Source organism: Sphingomonas bacterium (genome assembly GCF_903642285.1).
Classification (GTDB): domain Bacteria; phylum Pseudomonadota; class Alphaproteobacteria; order Sphingomonadales; family Sphingomonadaceae; genus Sphingomonas.
Genome location: NZ_CAHJWJ010000004.1, coordinates 44,410 through 63,301, shown reverse-complemented (window position 1 = coordinate 63,301; position 18,892 = coordinate 44,410). Strand labels below are relative to the sequence as shown.

Sequence of the window (18,892 nt, the reverse complement as noted above, 5' to 3'; positions counted from 1 at the left end):
CGACGCCGCGTGATCACATTGATCCTTGCCCGTGCGGACAATGGCGTGATCGGGCATGACGGTGCGCTGCCCTGGCGGCTGCCCGCGGATCTGAAGCGGTTCAAGGCGCTGACGATGGGTCGGCCGATGGTGATGGGGCGCAAGACGTTCGACGGTTTCCCCGCGCCGTTGCCCGGGCGGCGGCACATCGTCCTGACGCGCGATCGGGACTGGGCGGCTGCAGGGGCGGAGCCGGTCGGGTCGGTCGCCGATGCAGTAGCGCTGGCGGGGGGTGACGCGACGGTGATCGGCGGCGCAGAGATCTACGCGCTGTTCCTGCCGCGCGCCGACCGGATCGAACTGACCGAAGTCCATGCCACGCCACGTGGCGATACCGTCGTGCCCGCCTTCACCGGCTGGCGGGAACTGGCGCGGGAGGATTGTCCGGCGGAGGGCGATCGGCCGGCCTATTCGTTCGTGACGCTGGAGCGGTAGGGCTTTTCCCCCGCGACCCCCCAACCTATAGCCGCCGCCATGATGCGGATCGACGGCGGAACCCCGGTGCCCGCCTCCCTTCGCGGCGGTGTCGTCGCGCTCGGCAATTTCGACGGGTTCCATTTGGGACACCAGGCGGTCGTCGGTCGCGCGGTGGGCGCGGCGCGCGCGGCAGGACGCCCCGCGATCGTCGCGACGTTCGATCCGCATCCGGTCCGCCATTTCCGCCCGGGCGCGCCGGCCTTCCGCCTGACCAGCCTCGACCAGCGCGAGCGGCTGTTCGCCGCGGCGGGCGCGGACGCGATGCTGGTGTTCCATTTCGACGCCGCGCTCGCCGCCTTGTCCGCGGAGGGCTTCATCGCCGAGCGACTGGCGCGCAATATCGGCGCGCGCGGTGTGGTGACGGGGGAGGACTTCACCTTCGGCCATGACAAGCGCGGCACGACAGCGATGCTTGCCCGCCTGGGCCCGGCGCACGGTATGACGGTGGAAACGGTCGCACCGGTCATGCTCGATGGTGCGATCGTGTCGTCGACTCACATCCGCGCCGCGCTGAAGGCGGGCGACCCGCGCACCGCCGCGCGCCTGCTGACCCGACCGTTCGTGATCGAGGGGGTGGTACAGCATGGCGACAAGCTGGGGCGGACGATCGGCTATCCCACCGCCAATATCGACATTGGGAAATATCTGCGTCCCGCTTACGGCATCTATGCGGTCGAGGGGCGGCTCGACGACGGTCGCGTGCTGAAGGGCGCGGCGAACCTGGGCATCCGCCCGAGCTTCGATCCGCCCAAGGAATTGCTGGAGCCGTATTTCTTCGATTTCGCGGAGGATCTGTACGGGCGGACGATCGAGGTCGCGCTGGTGGAATTCCTGCGGCCCGAGGCGAAGTTCGACGATCTCGACGCGCTGGTCGTGCAGATGGAGGCGGATTGCGCCCGGGCGCGCGCTATCCTAGGTCCCGCGCATCCATGACCGACGCCACCGACCCGCAACGCGACTACCGCGACACCGTCTTCCTGCCGAAGACCGACTTCCCGATGAAGGCCGGCCTCGCCCAGAAGGAACCCGCGATCCTCGCGCGGTGGGAGAAGATCGGCCTCTACGACCGCCTGCGCGAACGGCGCGCCGGGCGCGAGCGGTTCATCCTCCACGACGGCCCGCCCTATGCGAATGGCGACATCCATATGGGCCACGCGATGAACAAGGTCCTGAAGGACATCATCGTGCGCAGCCAATCGCTGCTCGGCAAGGATGCGCCCTACGTCCCTGGCTGGGACTGCCACGGCCTGCCGATCGAATGGAAGGTCGAGGAAGCGTACCGCGCCAGGAAGCTGAACAAGGACGACGTCCCCGTCGCCCAGTTCCGCGCCGAATGCCGTGCGTACGCGGAGAAATGGGTCGCGGTGCAGCGCGCGGAGTTCGAGCGGCTGGGGGTGATGGGCGATTGGGCCGATCCGTATCTGACGATGAAATACGACGCGGAGGCCGCGATCGTCGGCGAATTGCTGAAGTTCGCGGAGTCCGGCCAGCTGTACCGCGGGGCCAAGCCGGTGATGTGGTCGCCCGTCGAGAAGACCGCGCTTGCCGAGGCGGAGGTCGAATATGAGGACATCGTCTCGACGCAGATCGACGTGGCGTTCGAGATCGTCGAGGCACCCAACGCGCCGGAACTGGTCGGTGCGCATGCGGTGATCTGGACGACGACGCCTTGGACGATTCCGGTGAACCAGGCTTTGGCTTATGGGCCGGAGATTGCGTACGCGCTTTGCTACCAGGGTGGCGTCGATTTTCGCTATCTTGTCGCGGAAGAGCTTCTTCCCGAGTTCGAGCGGCGAACGGGCATCGTTGCCGGCGATGTTCCACTGCGGATCAAAGGCTCCCAGCTCGAAGGCGCAATGGTCCGCCACCCGATGTGGCGACTGGAAAATCCTCCCCGGGACGGGGAGGGGGACCATGCGCAGCATGGTGGAGGGGGTTGTCCACTTAGCGAACCGCGTGACGCCGCCCCCCCTCCGTCAGCCGCTGGCGCGGCTGCCACCTCCCCGTCCCGGGGAGGATTTTTTAGCCGACTTCGCCCCATGCTACCCGGCGATTTCGTCACCACCGACGCGGGCACCGGGCTCGTCCACATGGCACCCGATCACGGCGAGGACGATTTCGAACTCTGCAAGCAATATGGCATCGACCCCGTCTTCGCGGTCGACGGCGCGGGGATGTACCGGGCGGACTGGGCGTGGCTCGGCGGGCAGGGGAGCGTCATCAACAAGAAGTTCGTCGCCGCCGGAGCCGGAGGCGACATCAAGGAAGCCGGCCCGATCTGTGCGGATCTGCGCGCGGCGGGGGCGTTGCTGGCGGCGAGCGACGACTATGCGCACAGCTATCCGCATTCGTGGCGGTCGAAGGCGAAGGTTGTTTTCCGCGCCACGCCGCAATGGTTTATTCCGATGGACCGGAGCGCGACCAGCGACCTGCCGGGGGCAGGTCGCAGCGCGGAGGTCGGCTCGCGAAGCGAGGCGTCGGACACACAGTCCCTCTCCTTTCAGGAGAGGGAAGGAGCCGCGGAGCGGCGGGAGGGTGAGGACAGTCCTCTGGCCGACCTGTCCTCACCCCTCGCGGCTTCGCCGCTCACCCCTCTCCTGGAAGGAGAGGGGTCGTCGAACGGTGCCACCCTCCGCGAAGTCGCACTCGACGCCATCGCCGCCACGCGCTGGGTCCCTGCGCGCGCGGAGAACCGGATCACCGCGATGGTCGCCGGCCGGCCCGACTGGGTCATCAGCCGCCAGCGCGCCTGGGGCGTGCCGATCGCGCTCTATGTGAACCGCGCGACGGGCCAGTATCTGAATGACCCCGCGGTCAACGCGCGCATCGTCGCGGCGTTCGAGGAACGCGGCGCGGACGCGTGGTATGCCGACGACCACCAGGCGCTGCTCGGGCCGGACCATGCGCTCGCCGACTATGAACCCGTCAAGGACATCCTCGACGTCTGGTTCGATTCCGGCTGCACGCACGTCTTCACGGTCGAACAACGCTACGGCCCCGACGTCCGCGCGAACCTGTATGTCGAGGGGTCGGACCAGCATCGCGGCTGGTTCCAGTCGTCGCTGCTCGAATCCTGCGGCACCCGCGGGCGCGCACCGTACGACGCCGTCCTGACCCACGGCTTCGCGCTCGACGGGCAGGGGCGCAAGATGTCCAAGTCGCTCGGCAATGTCGTCGATCCGCTGAAGATCATCGGCGAGAGCGGCGCGGATATCCTGCGCATGTGGGTCGCGTCGACCGATTATTTCGACGATGTGAAGATCGGCAAGGAGGTCCTCGCCACCGCCTCCGACGCCTATCGCAAGCTGCGCAACACCTTCCGCTATCTGCTCGGCGCGCTCGACGGGTTCGAGGAGGCGGAGAAGGTCCCGGTCGCGGAGATGCCCGAGCTGGAGCGCTACATCCTCCACCGGCTGGCGATGCTCGATACCGAACTGCGCGAGGCGGTCGGCGGGTATGAGTTCAACCGCTACACCCGCCTGCTGACCGATTTCGCGCAGGACGATTTGTCGGCGTTCTTTTTCGATATCCGCAAGGACTCGCTGTATTGCGACGCGCCCGGCGACCCGAAGCGGCGGGCGTACCGGACGGTGCTCGACACCCTGTACCACGCGCTGGTCCGCTACGCCGCGCCGGTGCTGTGCTTTACCGCCGAAGAGGTCTGGCAGGCGCGCTTCCCGAGCGAGGACGGGTCGGTGCATTTCCTGGAATGGCCGGTGTTGCCGGAGGTGGAACGCGGCTCAATATTCGAGCGATGGACGCTCGTTCGCCAACTTCGTGAAGTGGTAACTTCTCAGATAGAGCCTCTCCGGCGGGCAAAAGAAGTGAAATCGAGCTTGGAAGCTGAGGTTGTGTGCCAGCCGCCGTATCAAGACGATCGTTTTCAGAGAGATGATATCGATCTCGCCGAGATATTCATTGTTGCCAAAGTTACTGTGGACCCAGCAAAGCAGGGATTCGGTGGTTCGGTGCCGATCACCGTCACTCGCACCGACTTCCACAAATGCGGCCGCTGCTGGCGACACCTCCCCGAAGTTACCGAGGACGGCACCCTGTGCGCCCGCTGCGAAAGCGTGGTCGCGCATGCGTAGCGCCAACGGTTTCGCCACCGCCGCCGCGGTGTTCGTTGCCGACCAGGCGATCAAGCTGATGGTTACCGGCCCGCTGCACATCGACATGCTCGGCGCCGTCCGCCACCTGACGCCGTTCTTCGCGCTGCGCTTCGTGCCCAATGTGGGCGTGTCGCTCGGGCTGCTGCCCGCGGACGGCAGCGTCACGCGCTGGGCACTCGTCGCCATGACCGGCGCGATCGCGCTCGGCGTCGCGGTGTGGATGACGCGCGAGACCAGTCGGCAGGACCGGGTCGCGCTTGGCTTCGTGCTGGGCGGCGCGTTCGGCAATATCGTCGACCGGGTGCGGCTGGGCTATGTCATCGACTATGCCGATCTGCATATCGGCGAATGGCGTCCCTTTTTGGTCTTCAATGTCGCGGACGCGGCGATTACGGTAGGGGTGCTGGTGCTGCTCGTCCGTGCGCTGCTGGTGCGTGAGAAGCCGAAGCCTGTTTCTGTGGAGAATTCCAATGCGTAATCTGGTGCCGATCGCCGCGGGGCTTGGCGTGGTCGTCCTGCTTTCGGGCTGCATGCATAACAAGGGCTATAACCGGCAGCGTCCCGACGAATTCGCGGTCGCGCGCCAGGCACCGCTGGTGATCCCGCCCGATTTCGCGCTGGTCCCGCCGGCACCCGGTGCGATCCGGCCGCAGGATCAGGGCATCGGCCAGACGCAGACGCTCGACGCGCTGTTCGGCGGTACCGCCCCGCGCAGCGCCGCGGAAAGCGCGACGATCGATGCGGCCGGTGGCGATTCGAGCGATCCGGGCGTGCGGTCCGGTGTCGGCGATCCGAAGACGAACGTCATCGACAAGGGCGCGACGACCCGCGACATCGTCGCCGCGCCGCAGGGCGATGGGCAGGACGCGAAGGCATCCACGCCGAGGTGAGCCAGGCGGCGACCCGCGTTGCCGTCCGTCCTAGAAGCTGAACCCGACATAGCCGAGCATCGTCGATCCGCGGCCCAGCCTGCGGGCATAGCCGCCCTGCTCGGTGACGTCGGTGTCGACATAGGTCATGCCGACCTTGATCGGACCGCCGACGGCTTCCGCGTTGACCGACCAGTCCCAATAACGATCGTCGGCCGGATCGGGATTGACCATTCCGAGCGCGCCCTGCGTATGGCCGACATGACCCTTCAGCGTCACCGGCGTACGCGGCACCCCGATCGACGCTTCGCCATAGAGATAGAGATTGTCGTTCCGCCTTGGTGTGGCATCGAGCCCCGGCTGACCGCCCCAGGCGTAGTTGCCGCCGACCTTCGCCGATACCGGGCCGAGGGTGTAGCGAAGCGAGGCATAGGGTTCGAAATAATCGGTCTTCACGCCCTTGATGCCGCCCGGATAGGCATAATAGAGCAAGCCGGCATCGACACCGATCGCGCTGAACGTCCGGGTATAGCCGCCATACAGGTCGATCTCGGTATCGCCATGGCCACGCAGCAAGGGGGTCTTGTCGCTGCCGTCGATGTTCGACACCCAGGTACCGGCGTAGAAACCCGTCCGTGACGCGACGGTGACCGTGCTTTGCACCGCGGGGTCGCCATCGGTTCGCGTCAGACCGCGGAAGCGGTAGTCGGAGGTCAGGGTCGCGCCGCCCGTCAGCGTGATCTCCGGCGGGGGCGCGGTCTGATCCTGCGCCAGTGCAGGCGTCGCGCCGACGATCGCGAGGCCGATCAGGCCGATGACGATGCGCATCCTATCGCCGCGCGCCGCGGGCCGCGCGGAATGCGGATAGCCCGGCATCGAGATCGGCGATCAGGTCGGCGGGATCCTCCAGCCCGATCTGCAACCGGACGAGCGGCCCGGCGAAGCGGCGGGGCCGGCGACCGGCCGGCGGGTCGGCGGGGATGGCCAGGCTTTCGAAGCCGCCCCAGCTGAAACCGATCCCGAAATGCGTCAGCGCGTCGATCAACGCAGCGCGCGCCGCATCGTCGCCGCCATCGAGCACGATGGAGAACAGACCCGACGATCCCTTGAAATCGCGGACGAAGAATTCGTGGCCGGGACAGTCGGGCAGGGCAGGGTGAAGCACCGCGGCGACACCGTCCTGTTCCTTCAGCCAGCGCGCGATCGTCAGCGCGCTCGACTGATGCTGCGCCAGGCGAACCGCCATCGTCCTGAGGCCGCGGCTGCCGAGCCAGCAATCGTCGGGGCTGGCGACCTGGCCCAGTTGGTGGCTGGTATCGCGAAGCGCTGCGAACTGGCCGGGGCCGGCGGTGACCGAACCGAGCATCACGTCCGAATGGCCGACGACATATTTGGTGCACGCCATCATCGTCAGGTCGATGCCATGTTCGATCGCGGGAAAGAACAGGGGCGTCGCCCAAGTATTGTCGAGGATCGTCGTCACCCCACGTGCCTTCGCCGCGGCGACGATGGCGGGAATGTCCTGAACCTCGAAGGTCAGACTGCCGGGGCTTTCGAGCAGGATCGCGCGCGTCCGGTCGCCGATCAGGTCGGCGATGCCGGCACCGATCATCGGATCATAATAGCGCGTCGCGATGCCGAAGCGTTTCAACAGCTTGTCGGCGATCCCGCGCGTCGGATCATACGCACTGTCGACCAGCAGAAGCTCGTCGCCCTGCGACAGCACCGACAGCAACGCGGCGGCGAGCGCGGCGACGCCGGAGGGGTAGAGGAACGTCCCTTCCGCCCCCGGTTCCAGTCCGGTCAGCGCATCGGCCAGGCTCCACTGCGTCGGCGTGCCCCGCCTGCCGTAATACAGCCTGTGGTGGCTGTCGCCATGCCCGTTCCGGCGCAGGTCCTCGACCGAATCATAGAGGATCGTCGACGCACGCCATACCGGCGTGTTGACGATCCCCTGCGTCCATTCGGGCCGACGGCCGGCGGTGACGATGCGTGTCGAATCGCCCAGCGGCTTGTGAGAGTCGTCTGTCATGCCGCGACCATAATGTGGCGAGTGCATAGCTCAACCATCTACCGTTCCCCCGCGAACGCGGGAGAACGGTTCGGTTTACGCTGCGCCCGTCGCCTTCGGGGTGGAGGGATCTGCACCCCATTCGGACCAGCTGCCGTCATACACCGCGGCTTCGTTGCCGAGCAGATGCGCACCGAACGCCAGCACCGAGGCGGTGACGCCCGATCCGCAGGTCGTCACGATCGGCTTCGACACGTCGACCCCCGCATCCTCGAACGCGGCCTTCAGCGCGTCACCCTGCTTCCACGTGCCGTCGTCGTTGAACAGCGCGGTGAAATACAGGTTCTTCGACCCCGGAATATGACCGGGTTCGACCCCCGCCCGCGGATCGGCCTCCGTGCCGGTAAAGCGGCCCGGGCTGCGCGCGTCGACGACCTGTTCGGCCTGGCTGTCGAGGTTCGCCTTCATCTGGTCCAGCGTGCGGACGCCCTTGTCGTCCGCCCAGACGGTGAAATGCCGGTGGCGCAGCTGGCGTTTGCCGCCTTGCGTCTCGCGTCCCTCCGCCTGCCATTTGGCGAACCCGCCATCTAGGATCGCGACGTCGTGCGCGCCGAACGTCCGGAGCATGAACCAGGCGCGCGCCGATGTATGATGCGGCGAATGGTCGTACAGCACGATGCGGCTTCCGTCGCCGAGCCCGAGCGTCTGCATCCGGCTGGCGAATTTCTCCGCGCTGGGCAAAGTGTTCGGCAGGGGCGCGGCGGTGTCGGCCAGTTCCTTCAGATCCAGGAACACCGCGCCGGGGATATGCGCCGCCTCGTAATCGCCGGCGGCATCGCCCTCGATCATCGTCGCGTCGAGGATCCGCAGATCGTTCGTGCCAATCTGGCTCTCGAGCCACTCAGTCGTCACCAACGCGTCCATGCTCGTCTCCTTGTCGGATGCGTCCTAGGACGGATTGGCGGGGAGTGCGACCCTCTGGATATCCTGGGAAGCGGGAGCAGGTTGGTTCGCACGAAGGCGCCAAGGCGCGAAGCGCATGATAAAAGGTTGGTTCACGCGGAGATGCGGAGAAATTGAGATAGAAAAGGTGCGGGGCTGCGACGCTTCTTCATTCCACGCGATCCACCTCCGCGTCTCCGCGAAACATCTTCTTCGCGCCTTTGCGCCTTCGTGCGATCCAATCTTCTAATCGAGCGAAGCCAGATACCCCGCCGCCTGCGCCAAGGTGGCTTCCCGATCCGCGGGCCTCATCCGCGCCCAGTTGCGATACGGCATCGCCAGCCGGACGTTACGCCCCAGCCTGTCCTCGTTGCGGACGAGGAAATCCCAGTACAGCGCGTTGAACGGACAGGCATTCTCACCGACGCGCTTCTTCACGTCGTAGCGGCAATGCCGGCAATAATCGGACATCCGGTCGATATACGCGCCAGACGCCGCATAAGGTTTCGAACCGAGCAGCCCGCCGTCCGCGAACTGGCTCATGCCGAGCGTATTGGGTAGCTCCACCCATTCATACGCGTCGGCATAGACCTCCAGATACCATTCATGGACCTGTCTGGGATCGGCACCGATCAGCAGCGCGTAATTGCCCGTCACCATCAGCCGCTGGATGTGGTGCGCATAGGCGTGGGTCAGCGTCTGGCCGATCGCCTGTGCAAGGCAATGCATGTCCGTCTCGCCGGTCCAGTAGAAGCCGGGCAGATCGCGGGTGGCATTCAGGAAATTGCGATCGACGTAATCCGGCCCCTCGCGCCAATAGATGCCGCGCATATATTCGCGCCAGCCGATGATCTGCCGGACGAAGCCCTCGACCGCGTTGATCGGTGCCTTGCCTTCGTCGAACCGCGCCGCCGCCTGGCGACACAGTTCCAGCGGATCGAGCAGGCCCGCGTTGACGTACGGCGACAGGATCGAGTGCCACAGATACGGCTCGCCGGTCAGCATCGCGTCCTGATAGTCGCCGAACCGCGGCAGCGCATGATTGAGGAAATGCCGTTGCTGGCGCATCGCATCGGCTTGCGTCACCGCGAAATCGAAGCCGTCCAGCGTGCCCGGGTGATCGGCGAACCGGTCCGCGACCAGCGCCAGCACGTCTGTGGTGATCGCATCCGGCGGAAAGGCGATCGGGCGCGGCATCAGCAGATCGTTGTCGGCAGGCTTCCGGTTCTGCGCATCGAAATTCCATTCGCCGCCGACCGGATCGTCGCCGTCCATCAGCAGCCCGGTGCGGCGGCGCATGACCCGGTAGAAGAATTCCATCCGGAGCGATTTGCGATCGGTCGCCCATTCGTCGAAATCCGCATGGCTCGCGACGAAGCGGGTGTCGCCGCGGATATCGACGGGGATGCCGAACACGGTTTCCCAGCTGTCGAGCATCGCCGCGACGCGCCACTCGCCCGCTTCGGTCACGACGATTCGGTCGGGGGCGTAGCGGTCGACGGCGCGTGCGATCTCGCCGGTGAAGCTGCCGGCATTGTCGGGATCGTCCAGGGTGACGTAATCGACCGTCCAGCCTTCCGCGCGCAGCATCTGCGCATGATGGCGCATCGCGGAAAAGAGGAACGCGATCTTCTTCTTGTGATGGCGGACATAGGTGGTCTCGTCCGCGACCTCCATCATCAGGACGATGGTGGAGGCCGGATCGGCACCGGACAGCGATGCGATATCGCGTGACAGTTGATCGCCGAGGATCGGGACCAGCGTCCGTACCGTGCTTTGCTTCGCGACCATCCCGTCCTACATCCGCGCCATGACCCCGATGCATCTCGGCCAGACCAGCGCTCTGCCGGCTTCCCCGGAAGAAGCGGTGCTCGATTACGTTCCCAATCCGCGGCCCGGGCGGACCTATCTCGTCCGCTTCGCCGTGCCGGAATTCACGTCGCTATGTCCAGTGACGGGCCAGCCCGATTTTGCCCATCTGGTGATCGATTATATTCCGGACGCAACGATCGTTGAATCCAAATCGCTGAAGCTGTTCCTTGGCAGCTTTCGCAACCATGCCGGTTTCCACGAGGATTGCACGGTCGGCATCGGCGAGCGGCTGGTGGCGGAGATGATGCCGATATGGCTGCGAATCGGCGGCTATTGGTATCCGCGCGGCGGCATCCCGATCGACGTCTTCTGGCAGACCGGTGCACCGCCTGCCGACCTTTGGTTGCCCGATCAGGGTGTTGTCCCCTATCGTGGACGGGGCTGAAGCCCATCCGCATCGAAGCCCCTTGCTGCGTCGCAACATTAATGCAACCTTTCTGATCGGGTATCGTTCTGATCCCCGACGGAGTCGCTATGCGGCGCTGCGGTGAAGCGAAAGTAGGCGGGATGGAGTACGGATTGGCTGAAGCGGCGGACATCAACCACATTGCGCTGATCGGTAACTTCCTGCCGCGCAAATGCGGACTCGCGACCTTCACGACCGATATCTACACCGCGATGCGCGGCCGTTTCCCCGATCTTGCCGTCGACGTCTATGCGATGGACGATCATCCGGGTCGCTACGCCTATCCCCCCGAAGTCACCGCTGCGATCCCGCAGGACGATCTGTCGTCCTATATCGCAACCGCGCGGTCGATCGAGACCAGCGGGGCGGAGGCGATCTGGGTTCAGCATGAATATGGCATCTATGGCGGCCCCGCGGGCGAATATCTGCTCGCGTTGCTCGACAGAACGTCGCTGCCGGTCATCGTGACGCTGCACACGATCCTCGAGAAACCGAATGCGGACGAACGTCGCGTCATGGAAGGATTACTCCGCCGCGCGTCGCGGATCATCGTCATGGCAGACCGCGGCGCGGACATTCTGCAGCGCGTCTACGGGGCAAATCCGCGCCAATTGGTCATGATCCCGCACGGTGTTCCCGACCGCGATGTCGTCGAACCCGACACGCTGAAGTCGAAGTTCGGCTGGGAGGGGCACAAGGTCGTCCTGACGTTCGGGTTGCTCGCGCCGAACAAGGGCATCGAGACGATCATCGATGCGCTGCCCATGGTCATCGAACGTCACCCGAACCTGCTATATGCCGTGCTTGGCGCTACCCATCCCAATCTGGTGGCGCATGAGGGCGAGGCGTATCGCGACCGGCTGAAGGCATTGGCCGAACAGCGCGGAGTTGCGGCCAATATGCAGTTCATCGATGCGTTCGTCGATCACGACGACCTGATCGAGTATCTGCAGGCCGCCGATATCTACGCGACGCCCTATACCAACCCCGCGCAGATCACCTCGGGCACATTGTCCTATGCGATCGGTGTCGGCAAGGCGGTGGTCTCCACGCCCTATGCGCATGCGACGGAGATCCTGGCGGACGGCCACGGGGTCCTCGTCGACTTCCGCGATTCGGCAGCTTTCGCGCGGGAGATCGATCGGTTGCTGTCCAGCGACCGCGATCGCACCAGGCTGTCGGCGCGCGCCTATGCCCGCGGGCGGACGATGATCTGGCCGCGTCTCGCCGAAGCGGCGATCGCGCAGATACGGCAGGCGGTAGCGGCCAAGCCGTTGCGTCTGGCCAAGACGGTCGCGCCGCGTCCGCTGATCCCGGATATCGCCGCGGTCGAGCGGATGAGCGATTCGACCGGCATGTTGCAGCATTCGATCTATTCGATCCCCGACCGCCGTCACGGCTATTGCATCGACGACAATGCCCGCGCGCTGATGTTGATGAGCGCGATCGACGACCTCGATCCGATCCAGCGCGACAAGTGGACGACGATCTACGCGTCGTTCGTACAATATGCCTGGAACCCCGATGCGCGGCGGTTCCGCAACTTCATGAATTTCGATCGGACCTGGTGCGAGGATGTCGGGTCCGAGGATTCGAACGGGCGTACCTTGTGGGCGCTTGGCGTCACCGCACGCGATGCGCGGGATCGCAAGCATCGCGACTGGGCGACGGTGATGTTCGACCTGACCGCCAGCATGGCGTTCGAGCTCGGCAGCCCGCGCGCGCAGGGTTTCGCGATGCTCGGTGCCGCGGCGATGCTCGAGGCGCGGCCGCGCCACGTGCTGTCGCTGCAGATTATCGAGCGGTTCGCCGACGGGCTGATGGAGTTGCTTGCCGAGACGCGTCGCCCCGAATGGCAGTGGTTCGAGATCGTGCTGGCATATGATAACGCCCGTCTGCCTCAGGCGATGATCCGCGCGGGTCAGGCCTTGGAGCGTGAGGATCTGGTGCGGTGCGGCCTGTCGACGCTCGACTGGATCGTCGGCAAGCAGACATCCCCCGAAGGCCGTTTCCGTGCGGTGGGCACGGAGAGCTTCGGTCGTGCCTATGGCGATCCGCTGTTGTTCGACCAGCAGCCGCTGGAGGCGCAGGCGACGGTCGATGCGTGCGTCGCGGCCTATGATGCGACGGGCGACCAGCGCTGGGTCGACGAGGCGATGCGCGCCTATGGCTGGTTCCTGGGGCAGAACGACCTCGACATGCCGCTCGCGTCGTCGGACGATGGCGGGTGTTTCGACGGGCTGATGCCGACCGGATTGAACCGCAATCAGGGCGCGGAGTCGATTTTGGCGCTCCAACTGGCGGGCTGTGCGATTTCTGGGGTTTCAAAGCGCGGCGAAAGCGTGGCAGGGCCGTCGCGCGCCGTCGCCTAGCCTTGCTGGTGCCGGTCATGGACCGGCAGTAGCGAGACGATACGGCGCGATGGATTTGTTTACCCACAGCCTGAAGCTGCACGCTGACCCGTCGCGCGTGGTCGTCCGGCCCTTTCACATTGCCTGGGGTGCCAATACCCAAGCCCCGAGCCGCACCGAACGACTGGTCGGCGAAGTGCTGGACATGTCGCCCGTCGAGGCGTCGAACCAGCTCGAAGTCGTGCTGAAGGATTTCGAGGCGCGGCACTGGCAGACGCGCCGCGTCTTCATGACCCGGTACGATCAGATCGCGGACCAGCTCGGACTCGACGGTGCGGAGATCGGCGACGAAAAGCGTCAGCTGATCGGTGCGTATTTCTGCCACGAATACAGCTATGCCGCCGCCGCATTGATGAACCCGTCCGCGGTGCCGCATTTCGACCAGTCCGGCATGCCCGCAGGATCGCTCCGATTGCTGATGTCGATGCGCGCGGTCGGCGAAGGACACATCTCCTCCGTCGCCTTCCGCGAGGGCATCATCACCGATGGCTACGAACTGACACTCGCACCCGAACCGCCGTTCGCGACCGCGACCGATGCGACCGGCAGTGGCGAGGACAAGATGCCGGAAGGGCCGGTGACGGTCTATCGCCACCGCGACAGCACCTTGTCCGGCACTGTGATCTTCCCGATCACCGCCGCGCAGTCCAAGGGGCTGGAGGACATGCGCATCGTGCAGTTCCTCCACGACGACGGCGGTGTGGAATGGATCGGCACGTACACCGCCTATGACGGCGCGACGATCCGCTCCGAATTGATGCGGACGCGCGATTTCCGGGCGTTCGATCTCGTCCCGATGACGGGCACCGCCGCGCGGAACAAGGGCATGGCGCTGTTTCCGCGAAAGGTCGGCGGCCTGTATATGATGATCGGTCGGCAGGACGGCGAGAACCTGTTCCTGCTCAAGTCCGACGACCTGACGCACTGGGACGACGGTGCGCGCATCCTCGAACCGCGCTATCCGTGGGAACTCGTCCAGATCGGCAATTGCGGGCCACCGATCGAACTCGACGAGGGTTGGCTGCTGCTGACCCACGGCGTCGGCGCGATGCGCAAATATTCGATCGGCGCGGTGCTGCTGGACAAGGACGATCCGTCGAAGGTCATCGGGCGGACGGTGGAGCCGATCCTGTCCGCGAAGGATCAGGACCGCGAAGGGTATGTTCCCAACGTCGTCTATTCCTGCGGCGCGATCCGCCACGGGGATACGCTGTTCATCCCGTACGGGATCGCGGACAGCTCGATCGGATTCGCGTTCGTGTCGATCGGGGAACTTCTCAAAGCCATGTAGTAAAAGCTCGCGACACTAATTAGTAGGGCTGAATGCCTATCTAAAGCCGCTTTCTGTGCGATATGCCATTACCTGACCAAGGAGGAAATCGTATTGTTCAGCTTCTTGATCTTTATAAAACCGTTGTTGCGGCTTAATGACCTGTCCAAAATCCTCACTTACATGAGTATCAGCGAAGTAAAATGACTCTAATTCGGCTCTACAGAGTCCAAAGGCGGCTCGGGCAACGTCATTCGCTACTTCGTGCTGCTTTGAGAAGTTTTTTGCTGCTATACCCAGGCAATGCAACCAGGAAGTTCGCTTTGCTGTTCTATCATCGAAGCGGCCTTTGACGGCGGCGGCTTCGACGCGTTGCCGCGTATCTCGACAACCAATGTCACCAGCCGGGCAAGGTGTAGATTGAAGGGCGAGGCCTAATAGAAAAAGCATGCGTTCTCTTCCCTATCACTGTCAGCTTAACCCGCTACCGCCGCCCGCGTCCGCGAATACAGCCACCCGACCAACGCCAGAAACACGACCGTTCCTCCCACCAGAGCCCAGGTCCCGAACCCGTCGCCGACCAAGGCCAGCGGCGCGTCCGTCTCCGCCGCCGCGACGATGCCCGCAAAGGCGACCCCCCACAGGCTCTCGCCCACGATCATCCCCGTCGCGGTCAGCACGCCCAGCCGCTTGGCCTGCTCCGGATCGCGGCTCCGCTCGGCCCAGGCGTCGTACCGCCAGCCGATCACCGCACCCAGCACCACGGGCAGCGTGACGCTCATCGGCAGATAGATGCCGAGTCCGACCCCAAGCGGCGGCAAGCGCAGCAGCTTGGCGACGCCGAGCAGTTCGTCGACGATCACCACCCCGACCCCGACCAGCGCACCCCAGCCGATCATCGCCCAGTTGAGATCGCCGCCCAGCACCCCCTTGGCCAGCGCGGAGATCAGCGCCGCCTGCGGAGCCGCGAGCGCATTCGGCCCCGCACCGGGCATCCCCGCAAAGCCGAACGAGGTCATCATCAATTGCAGCACCGGCGGCACGACGAGGCTGCCGAAGACGACGCCGAACAGCAACGCCACCTGCTGCTTCCACGGGGTCGCGCCGACCAGTTGCCCGGTCTTCAGGTCCTGCAGATTGTCGTTCGAGATCGTCGCGACCCCGAATACCACACCCGTTACGATCAGCGCATAGGCGACCAGCGCCTGCGTCGTGCCCACCGGCGTCCCGCGGCCGAACAATCCGACCAGCATCAGCGACGCGGCGAGCACGGACAGGATGCCGATCCCCGACACCGGCGAATTGGACGCGCCGATCAGCGCCGCCATATAGCCGCACACCGCCGCGATCACGAGCCCCGCGACCAGCACGAACAGCAGCGCGCCAGCGATCAGCACCAGCGCCGACCCGGCGAGCGGCCCACCCGCGATCGTCGACCACAACAGCACCGCGATCGGCACGAGCACCAGCAGGCTGCCCCCCGCGACGATCCCGAACGGCAGGTCGCGCTCCTCCAGCGTCACCGCCTCCATCCGGCCGCGGGTCCGCGACGCCGCGAACGAGGATCGGATCCCTCCGATGACGGGTCCCGCGATCTTCACCAAAGTCCACACCGCCGCGACGCCGATGACGCCCGCGCCCAGGAAGCGGACGTCGTGCTTGAAACTCGCCCCGACCCAATCCGCGATCGGCCCGGCCGATGCGGCGTGGGCGGTCAGGATCGGGAGCGCGATCCAGAAGCCGATGACGATCCCGAAGAACATCGCCATGCCGACCGACAGCCCGACCAGATGCCCGACCCCGAGGAGCGCGAAGGACAGGCCGCCCGAGATCTCGGTCGCGCCGCCGCCGACGCGAAAGAACTGCGTCGCCTCCGCCACGGCGAGCCGCGTCTGCGTCAGGATTGCGAAGCCGGCGGATACGAGGCTGTTGACGACGATGACGCGCAGCCCGCGCGCGCTTTCCGCCTCGCCCTCCCGGCTGCCCGCGCCGATCTTCAGCACTTCGGCGGCGGCATGACCCTCGGGATAGGGCAGGTCGGTATCGACGACGAGCGCGCGGCGCAGCGGCACGGAGAACATCACGCCGAGGAACCCGCCCGTCATCGTGATCCCCGCGGTCGCGACGAACGGAAAGCCGTGCCACCAACCGACCATCACGAGCCCCGGCAGCACGAAGATGATCGCCGCCAGCGTCCCCGCCGCCGACGCGACCGTCTGGACGATGTTGTTCTCCAGGATCGTCGCGCCGGGCAGGTAGCGCAGGATCGCCATCGAGATCACCGCCGCCGGGATCGACGTCGCGAAGGTCAACCCGACCTTCAGCCCCAGATAGACGTTCGCCGCGGTGAACAGCAACGTGATGATCCCGCCGAGCACGATCGCACGGAAGGTGAGTTCGCGGGTAGAGGCCGGGGCGGATGTCTGCATCGGCGAAGTGTGGCACGAACGCGCCGCCCCGCCAACGCGGGAAACGAGGGACCGATCAGCCGGGCGGGCGCGAGGGATCGTGTGCTGCGGCATGCGCGTCGACATTGGTGTTGTGGCCATGCGCGATCCACCACCGGCCGCCCTGCCGGATGAAGACCAGCGTCATGATGCTGCCCGTCGTCGGATAGGTGCCGCCGCCCGGCGTCGGCCCCATCCCCTCCAGCCGCGTGTGGTCGACGACCAGGATCACGCCGGGCGCGACGCCGCGCATCTCGACCGGGCCGGGGATCATGCTGCTATGCGCGAACATCGGCATCTTGTGGAACGCGGTATGCGCGCGCAGCACCGCCTCGCGGCCGTGCCAGTGCATGCCGACGACGTTGATCCAGTCGACATCGGGCGCCATGTCCGCGACGAAGGCCGTCATGTCGTGCGCGTCCCAGGCCGCGGTCTGCGAATCGAGGATCGCCTGGATCGCCGTATGGTCGGCGGGGGCGACATCGTCGGCGAGCGCGGCGGCGTGGACGGGGGCGAGCGTGGCGGTCTGGGACATGATCGATACTCCGAGAAGGGCGAAGGGCAGGAAGCGGCGCATGGGTTTCTCCGTGACGCCGCCTCGCTACCGCCGCTCCGGACACCGCCGATAGTAAGGATCGGCCATCGACGGACCGACCGCGCTCAGATCGGGAAATCGGTGGGCGTCGATCCCGCCAGTGCGCGGAAATCCTTGTCGAGATGGGCCTGGTCGAACCAGCCCAGATCATGCGCGATGTCGGTCCAGGATCGGTCGGGCGTCGCGCGATGGGCGGTCAGCGCGGCGTCGAGCCGGACGATCCGCGCATAGAGCTTGGGGGCCATTCCCACTTCCGCATCGAACAAACGGCGGAGCTGGCGGGGCGAGAGACCCGCCGCGATCGACAGGTCCGCCACGGTCGCCGTGCCACGGCCGCGCTCGATCGCCGCGACGATCCGGCTCGCGATCGACGGGGTTGCGGTCGGCCGATGCAGTTGGCGATAGGCCAGCAGGACGTCGTCGCAGATCGCGGTGCGAGCGGCGTGATCGGGCGCGGTGGCCAGCCGGTCGTGGAGCGGGCGGATCAACGCGGCACCCAGCAGGTCCTCGGCGACCATCGCCGTGTCGATCGCGTGCCGCATCGGAATGCCGAACAGCGCGTGCAGCCCCGTCGGCGTGAACTGCACGGTGAAGACCTCGACGATGCCCGACAGCAGCAAGTCGACCCGGCGGAACGTCTGTGGTCCGACGACGACCGCGGTCGGCGCGCGTTCGCGTGTCCCCGTCGACACGATCTCGACGAGATGCGGCGCGGCGAAATAGAATTCGAGGATCACTTGTGTCCGCGCGGGTAGCGCGATGCGGACCAGTTCGCCACCCAGCCGTGCGCGACGCGATACGTAATGGCGCACATAGGGGGCCAGCCGGTCGTCGGGACGGGATTTCGCTATATCCATGCCGACGCCTCCGCGGGTCCGCATGGATCATGGCGCAAGCGCGGGGCGGGGGGAAGGTAGGCGATGCGGTGGCGATGGGTATTCCGGCTGCACTCCACGCCCCTCCCGGCGAAGGCCGGGGCCCATGAGCGAGACGGCCGTGACGACGCGATGCAAGTCGCCACCTCAACCTCGGCTATCGGGCCCCGGCCTTCGCCAGGGAGGGGAGACGGGGGATGGGGAGTTTGCCCATCCGCTTCCCGTTCTCCCGCGAAAGCGAGTGCGGGGTTGCGCATGCTCCGCACGCGCGAGGATCGTCCGGGGGACGATCCGACCCCGCACACCCAGGGTTCCACGGGACATCCCTTGCGGCTCCCGGACCCCCGCTTTCGCGGGGGAGCGGGTGGCAATGTTGGACTTTCCATGCCACCGCCGGACCATGCCGCCGCCGCGCACGCCCGCATGCCCCGCTCCCCCGACCGTCGAATCGCTGCGAGAGACGATTCCAGCCCCGACGTGGCGTCCACTTCGTCCACTCCAACGACCCATCATATCATGACCGGCCGCCGCGACTCGGTTGCCGCACCGCCCCGCCGCGCTACTAA

At 66.0% G+C, this 18,892-nt stretch carries 16 protein-coding genes; 8 read left to right on the top strand and 8 right to left on the bottom strand.

Annotated features, from left to right (window positions below; translation table 11 throughout):
- Window positions 1–9 precede the first annotated feature (9 nt).
- From HUU99_RS03330 to HUU99_RS03310, 5 genes are read left to right on the top strand one after another with little or no spacing between them, the layout of a single operon-like run.
- Window positions 10–474: a dihydrofolate reductase gene (locus tag HUU99_RS03330; RefSeq protein WP_174285161.1), complete on the top strand. Its 465-nt coding sequence runs from the start codon at window positions 10–12 to the stop codon at window positions 472–474.
- Between the two features lie 39 nt (window positions 475–513).
- The gene (locus tag HUU99_RS03325) at window positions 514–1,449 is read left to right on the top strand and encodes a bifunctional riboflavin kinase/FAD synthetase (protein WP_174285160.1); all 936 of its coding nucleotides are present in this window, start codon (window positions 514–516) and stop codon (window positions 1,447–1,449) included.
- Window positions 1,446–4,607 (top strand): isoleucine--tRNA ligase, encoded by a 3,162-nt coding sequence (locus tag HUU99_RS03320; protein ID WP_174285159.1) that lies wholly within the window; start codon window positions 1,446–1,448, stop codon window positions 4,605–4,607. The genes HUU99_RS03325 and HUU99_RS03320 overlap by 4 nt, the downstream gene beginning before the upstream one ends.
- A complete protein-coding gene (lspA, locus tag HUU99_RS03315) occupies window positions 4,600–5,106 on the top strand; it encodes a signal peptidase II (RefSeq protein ID WP_174285158.1) in 507 nt (168 codons plus the stop codon). The genes HUU99_RS03320 and lspA overlap by 8 nt, the downstream gene beginning before the upstream one ends.
- Window positions 5,099–5,518, top strand: a complete 420-nt coding sequence (locus HUU99_RS03310; protein WP_174285157.1) for a DUF3035 domain-containing protein — start codon at window positions 5,099–5,101, stop codon at window positions 5,516–5,518. The genes lspA and HUU99_RS03310 overlap by 8 nt, the downstream gene beginning before the upstream one ends.
- A gap of 30 nt (window positions 5,519–5,548) precedes the next feature.
- Here HUU99_RS03310 and HUU99_RS03305 read toward each other — a convergent pair whose 3' ends face one another.
- From HUU99_RS03305 to HUU99_RS03290, 4 genes are all read right to left on the bottom strand, one after another.
- A complete protein-coding gene (locus HUU99_RS03305; protein ID WP_174285156.1) occupies window positions 5,549–6,325 on the bottom strand; it encodes a TorF family putative porin in 777 nt (258 codons plus the stop codon).
- Between the two features lies 1 nt (window position 6,326).
- Window positions 6,327–7,529: a cystathionine beta-lyase gene (gene metC, locus HUU99_RS03300; protein ID WP_174285155.1), complete on the bottom strand. Its 1,203-nt coding sequence runs from the start codon at window positions 7,527–7,529 to the stop codon at window positions 6,327–6,329.
- Between the two features lie 75 nt (window positions 7,530–7,604).
- A complete protein-coding gene (locus tag HUU99_RS03295) occupies window positions 7,605–8,432 on the bottom strand; it encodes a sulfurtransferase (protein WP_174285154.1) in 828 nt (275 codons plus the stop codon).
- A 264-nt stretch (window positions 8,433–8,696) separates the two neighbouring features.
- Window positions 8,697–10,241, bottom strand: coding sequence for a cryptochrome/photolyase family protein (locus tag HUU99_RS03290; RefSeq protein WP_174285153.1), 1,545 nt, complete (start codon window positions 10,239–10,241; stop codon window positions 8,697–8,699).
- A gap of 19 nt (window positions 10,242–10,260) precedes the next feature.
- Here HUU99_RS03290 and queF point away from each other — a divergent pair, with 19 nt between their 5' ends.
- The 3 genes from queF (at window position 10,261) to HUU99_RS03275 (ending at window position 14,430) form a co-directional block, all read left to right on the top strand.
- Entirely contained in the window at window positions 10,261–10,707 is a 447-nt protein-coding gene (queF, locus tag HUU99_RS03285; protein ID WP_174285152.1) for a preQ(1) synthase, read from the top strand.
- Between the two features lie 134 nt (window positions 10,708–10,841).
- Window positions 10,842–13,100, top strand: coding sequence for a glycosyltransferase family 4 protein (locus HUU99_RS03280; RefSeq protein WP_254602890.1), 2,259 nt, complete (start codon window positions 10,842–10,844; stop codon window positions 13,098–13,100).
- Between the two features lie 49 nt (window positions 13,101–13,149).
- Window positions 13,150–14,430, top strand: coding sequence for a glycoside hydrolase family 130 protein (locus HUU99_RS03275; protein WP_174285150.1), 1,281 nt, complete (start codon window positions 13,150–13,152; stop codon window positions 14,428–14,430).
- A gap of 36 nt (window positions 14,431–14,466) precedes the next feature.
- Here HUU99_RS03275 and HUU99_RS03270 read toward each other — a convergent pair whose 3' ends face one another.
- The 4 genes from HUU99_RS03270 to HUU99_RS03255 form a co-directional block, all read right to left on the bottom strand.
- Complete coding sequence (locus tag HUU99_RS03270) at window positions 14,467–14,859, bottom strand: hypothetical protein (RefSeq protein WP_174285149.1); 393 nt, start codon at window positions 14,857–14,859, stop codon at window positions 14,467–14,469.
- Window positions 14,860–14,885: 26 nt separating this feature from the next.
- Window positions 14,886–16,838 (bottom strand): OPT family oligopeptide transporter, encoded by a 1,953-nt coding sequence (locus HUU99_RS03265; protein WP_174285148.1) that lies wholly within the window; start codon window positions 16,836–16,838, stop codon window positions 14,886–14,888.
- Window positions 16,839–16,893: 55 nt separating this feature from the next.
- The gene (locus tag HUU99_RS03260) at window positions 16,894–17,433 is read right to left on the bottom strand and encodes an SgcJ/EcaC family oxidoreductase (RefSeq protein ID WP_174285147.1); all 540 of its coding nucleotides are present in this window, start codon (window positions 17,431–17,433) and stop codon (window positions 16,894–16,896) included.
- Between the two features lie 83 nt (window positions 17,434–17,516).
- Window positions 17,517–18,308, bottom strand: coding sequence for a helix-turn-helix domain-containing protein (locus HUU99_RS03255; protein WP_174285146.1), 792 nt, complete (start codon window positions 18,306–18,308; stop codon window positions 17,517–17,519).
- Window positions 18,309–18,892: the final 584 nt, after the last annotated feature.

Excerpts from the sequence above, each read along its gene's own strand:
- HUU99_RS03265 (WP_174285148.1), bottom strand. The coding sequence starts at position 16,838 with ATGCAGACATCCGCCCCGGCCTCTACCCGCGAACTCACCTTCCGTGCG.
- HUU99_RS03260 (WP_174285147.1), bottom strand. The coding sequence starts at position 17,433 with ATGCGCCGCTTCCTGCCCTTCGCCCTTCTCGGAGTATCGATCATGTCC.
- lspA (WP_174285158.1), top strand. The coding sequence starts at position 4,600 with ATGCGTAGCGCCAACGGTTTCGCCACCGCCGCCGCGGTGTTCGTTGCC.
- HUU99_RS03295 (WP_174285154.1), bottom strand. The coding sequence starts at position 8,432 with ATGGACGCGTTGGTGACGACTGAGTGGCTCGAGAGCCAGATTGGCACG.
- HUU99_RS03320 (WP_174285159.1), top strand. The coding sequence starts at position 1,446 with ATGACCGACGCCACCGACCCGCAACGCGACTACCGCGACACCGTCTTC.
- queF (WP_174285152.1), top strand. The coding sequence starts at position 10,261 with ATGACCCCGATGCATCTCGGCCAGACCAGCGCTCTGCCGGCTTCCCCG.
- HUU99_RS03290 (WP_174285153.1), bottom strand. The coding sequence starts at position 10,241 with ATGGTCGCGAAGCAAAGCACGGTACGGACGCTGGTCCCGATCCTCGGC.
- HUU99_RS03310 (WP_174285157.1), top strand. The coding sequence starts at position 5,099 with ATGCGTAATCTGGTGCCGATCGCCGCGGGGCTTGGCGTGGTCGTCCTG.
- metC (WP_174285155.1), bottom strand. The coding sequence starts at position 7,529 with ATGACAGACGACTCTCACAAGCCGCTGGGCGATTCGACACGCATCGTC.
- HUU99_RS03255 (WP_174285146.1), bottom strand. The coding sequence starts at position 18,308 with ATGGATATAGCGAAATCCCGTCCCGACGACCGGCTGGCCCCCTATGTG.
- HUU99_RS03270 (WP_174285149.1), bottom strand. The coding sequence starts at position 14,859 with ATGCTTTTTCTATTAGGCCTCGCCCTTCAATCTACACCTTGCCCGGCT.
- HUU99_RS03325 (WP_174285160.1), top strand. The coding sequence starts at position 514 with ATGATGCGGATCGACGGCGGAACCCCGGTGCCCGCCTCCCTTCGCGGC.
- HUU99_RS03275 (WP_174285150.1), top strand. The coding sequence starts at position 13,150 with ATGGATTTGTTTACCCACAGCCTGAAGCTGCACGCTGACCCGTCGCGC.
- HUU99_RS03305 (WP_174285156.1), bottom strand. The coding sequence starts at position 6,325 with ATGCGCATCGTCATCGGCCTGATCGGCCTCGCGATCGTCGGCGCGACG.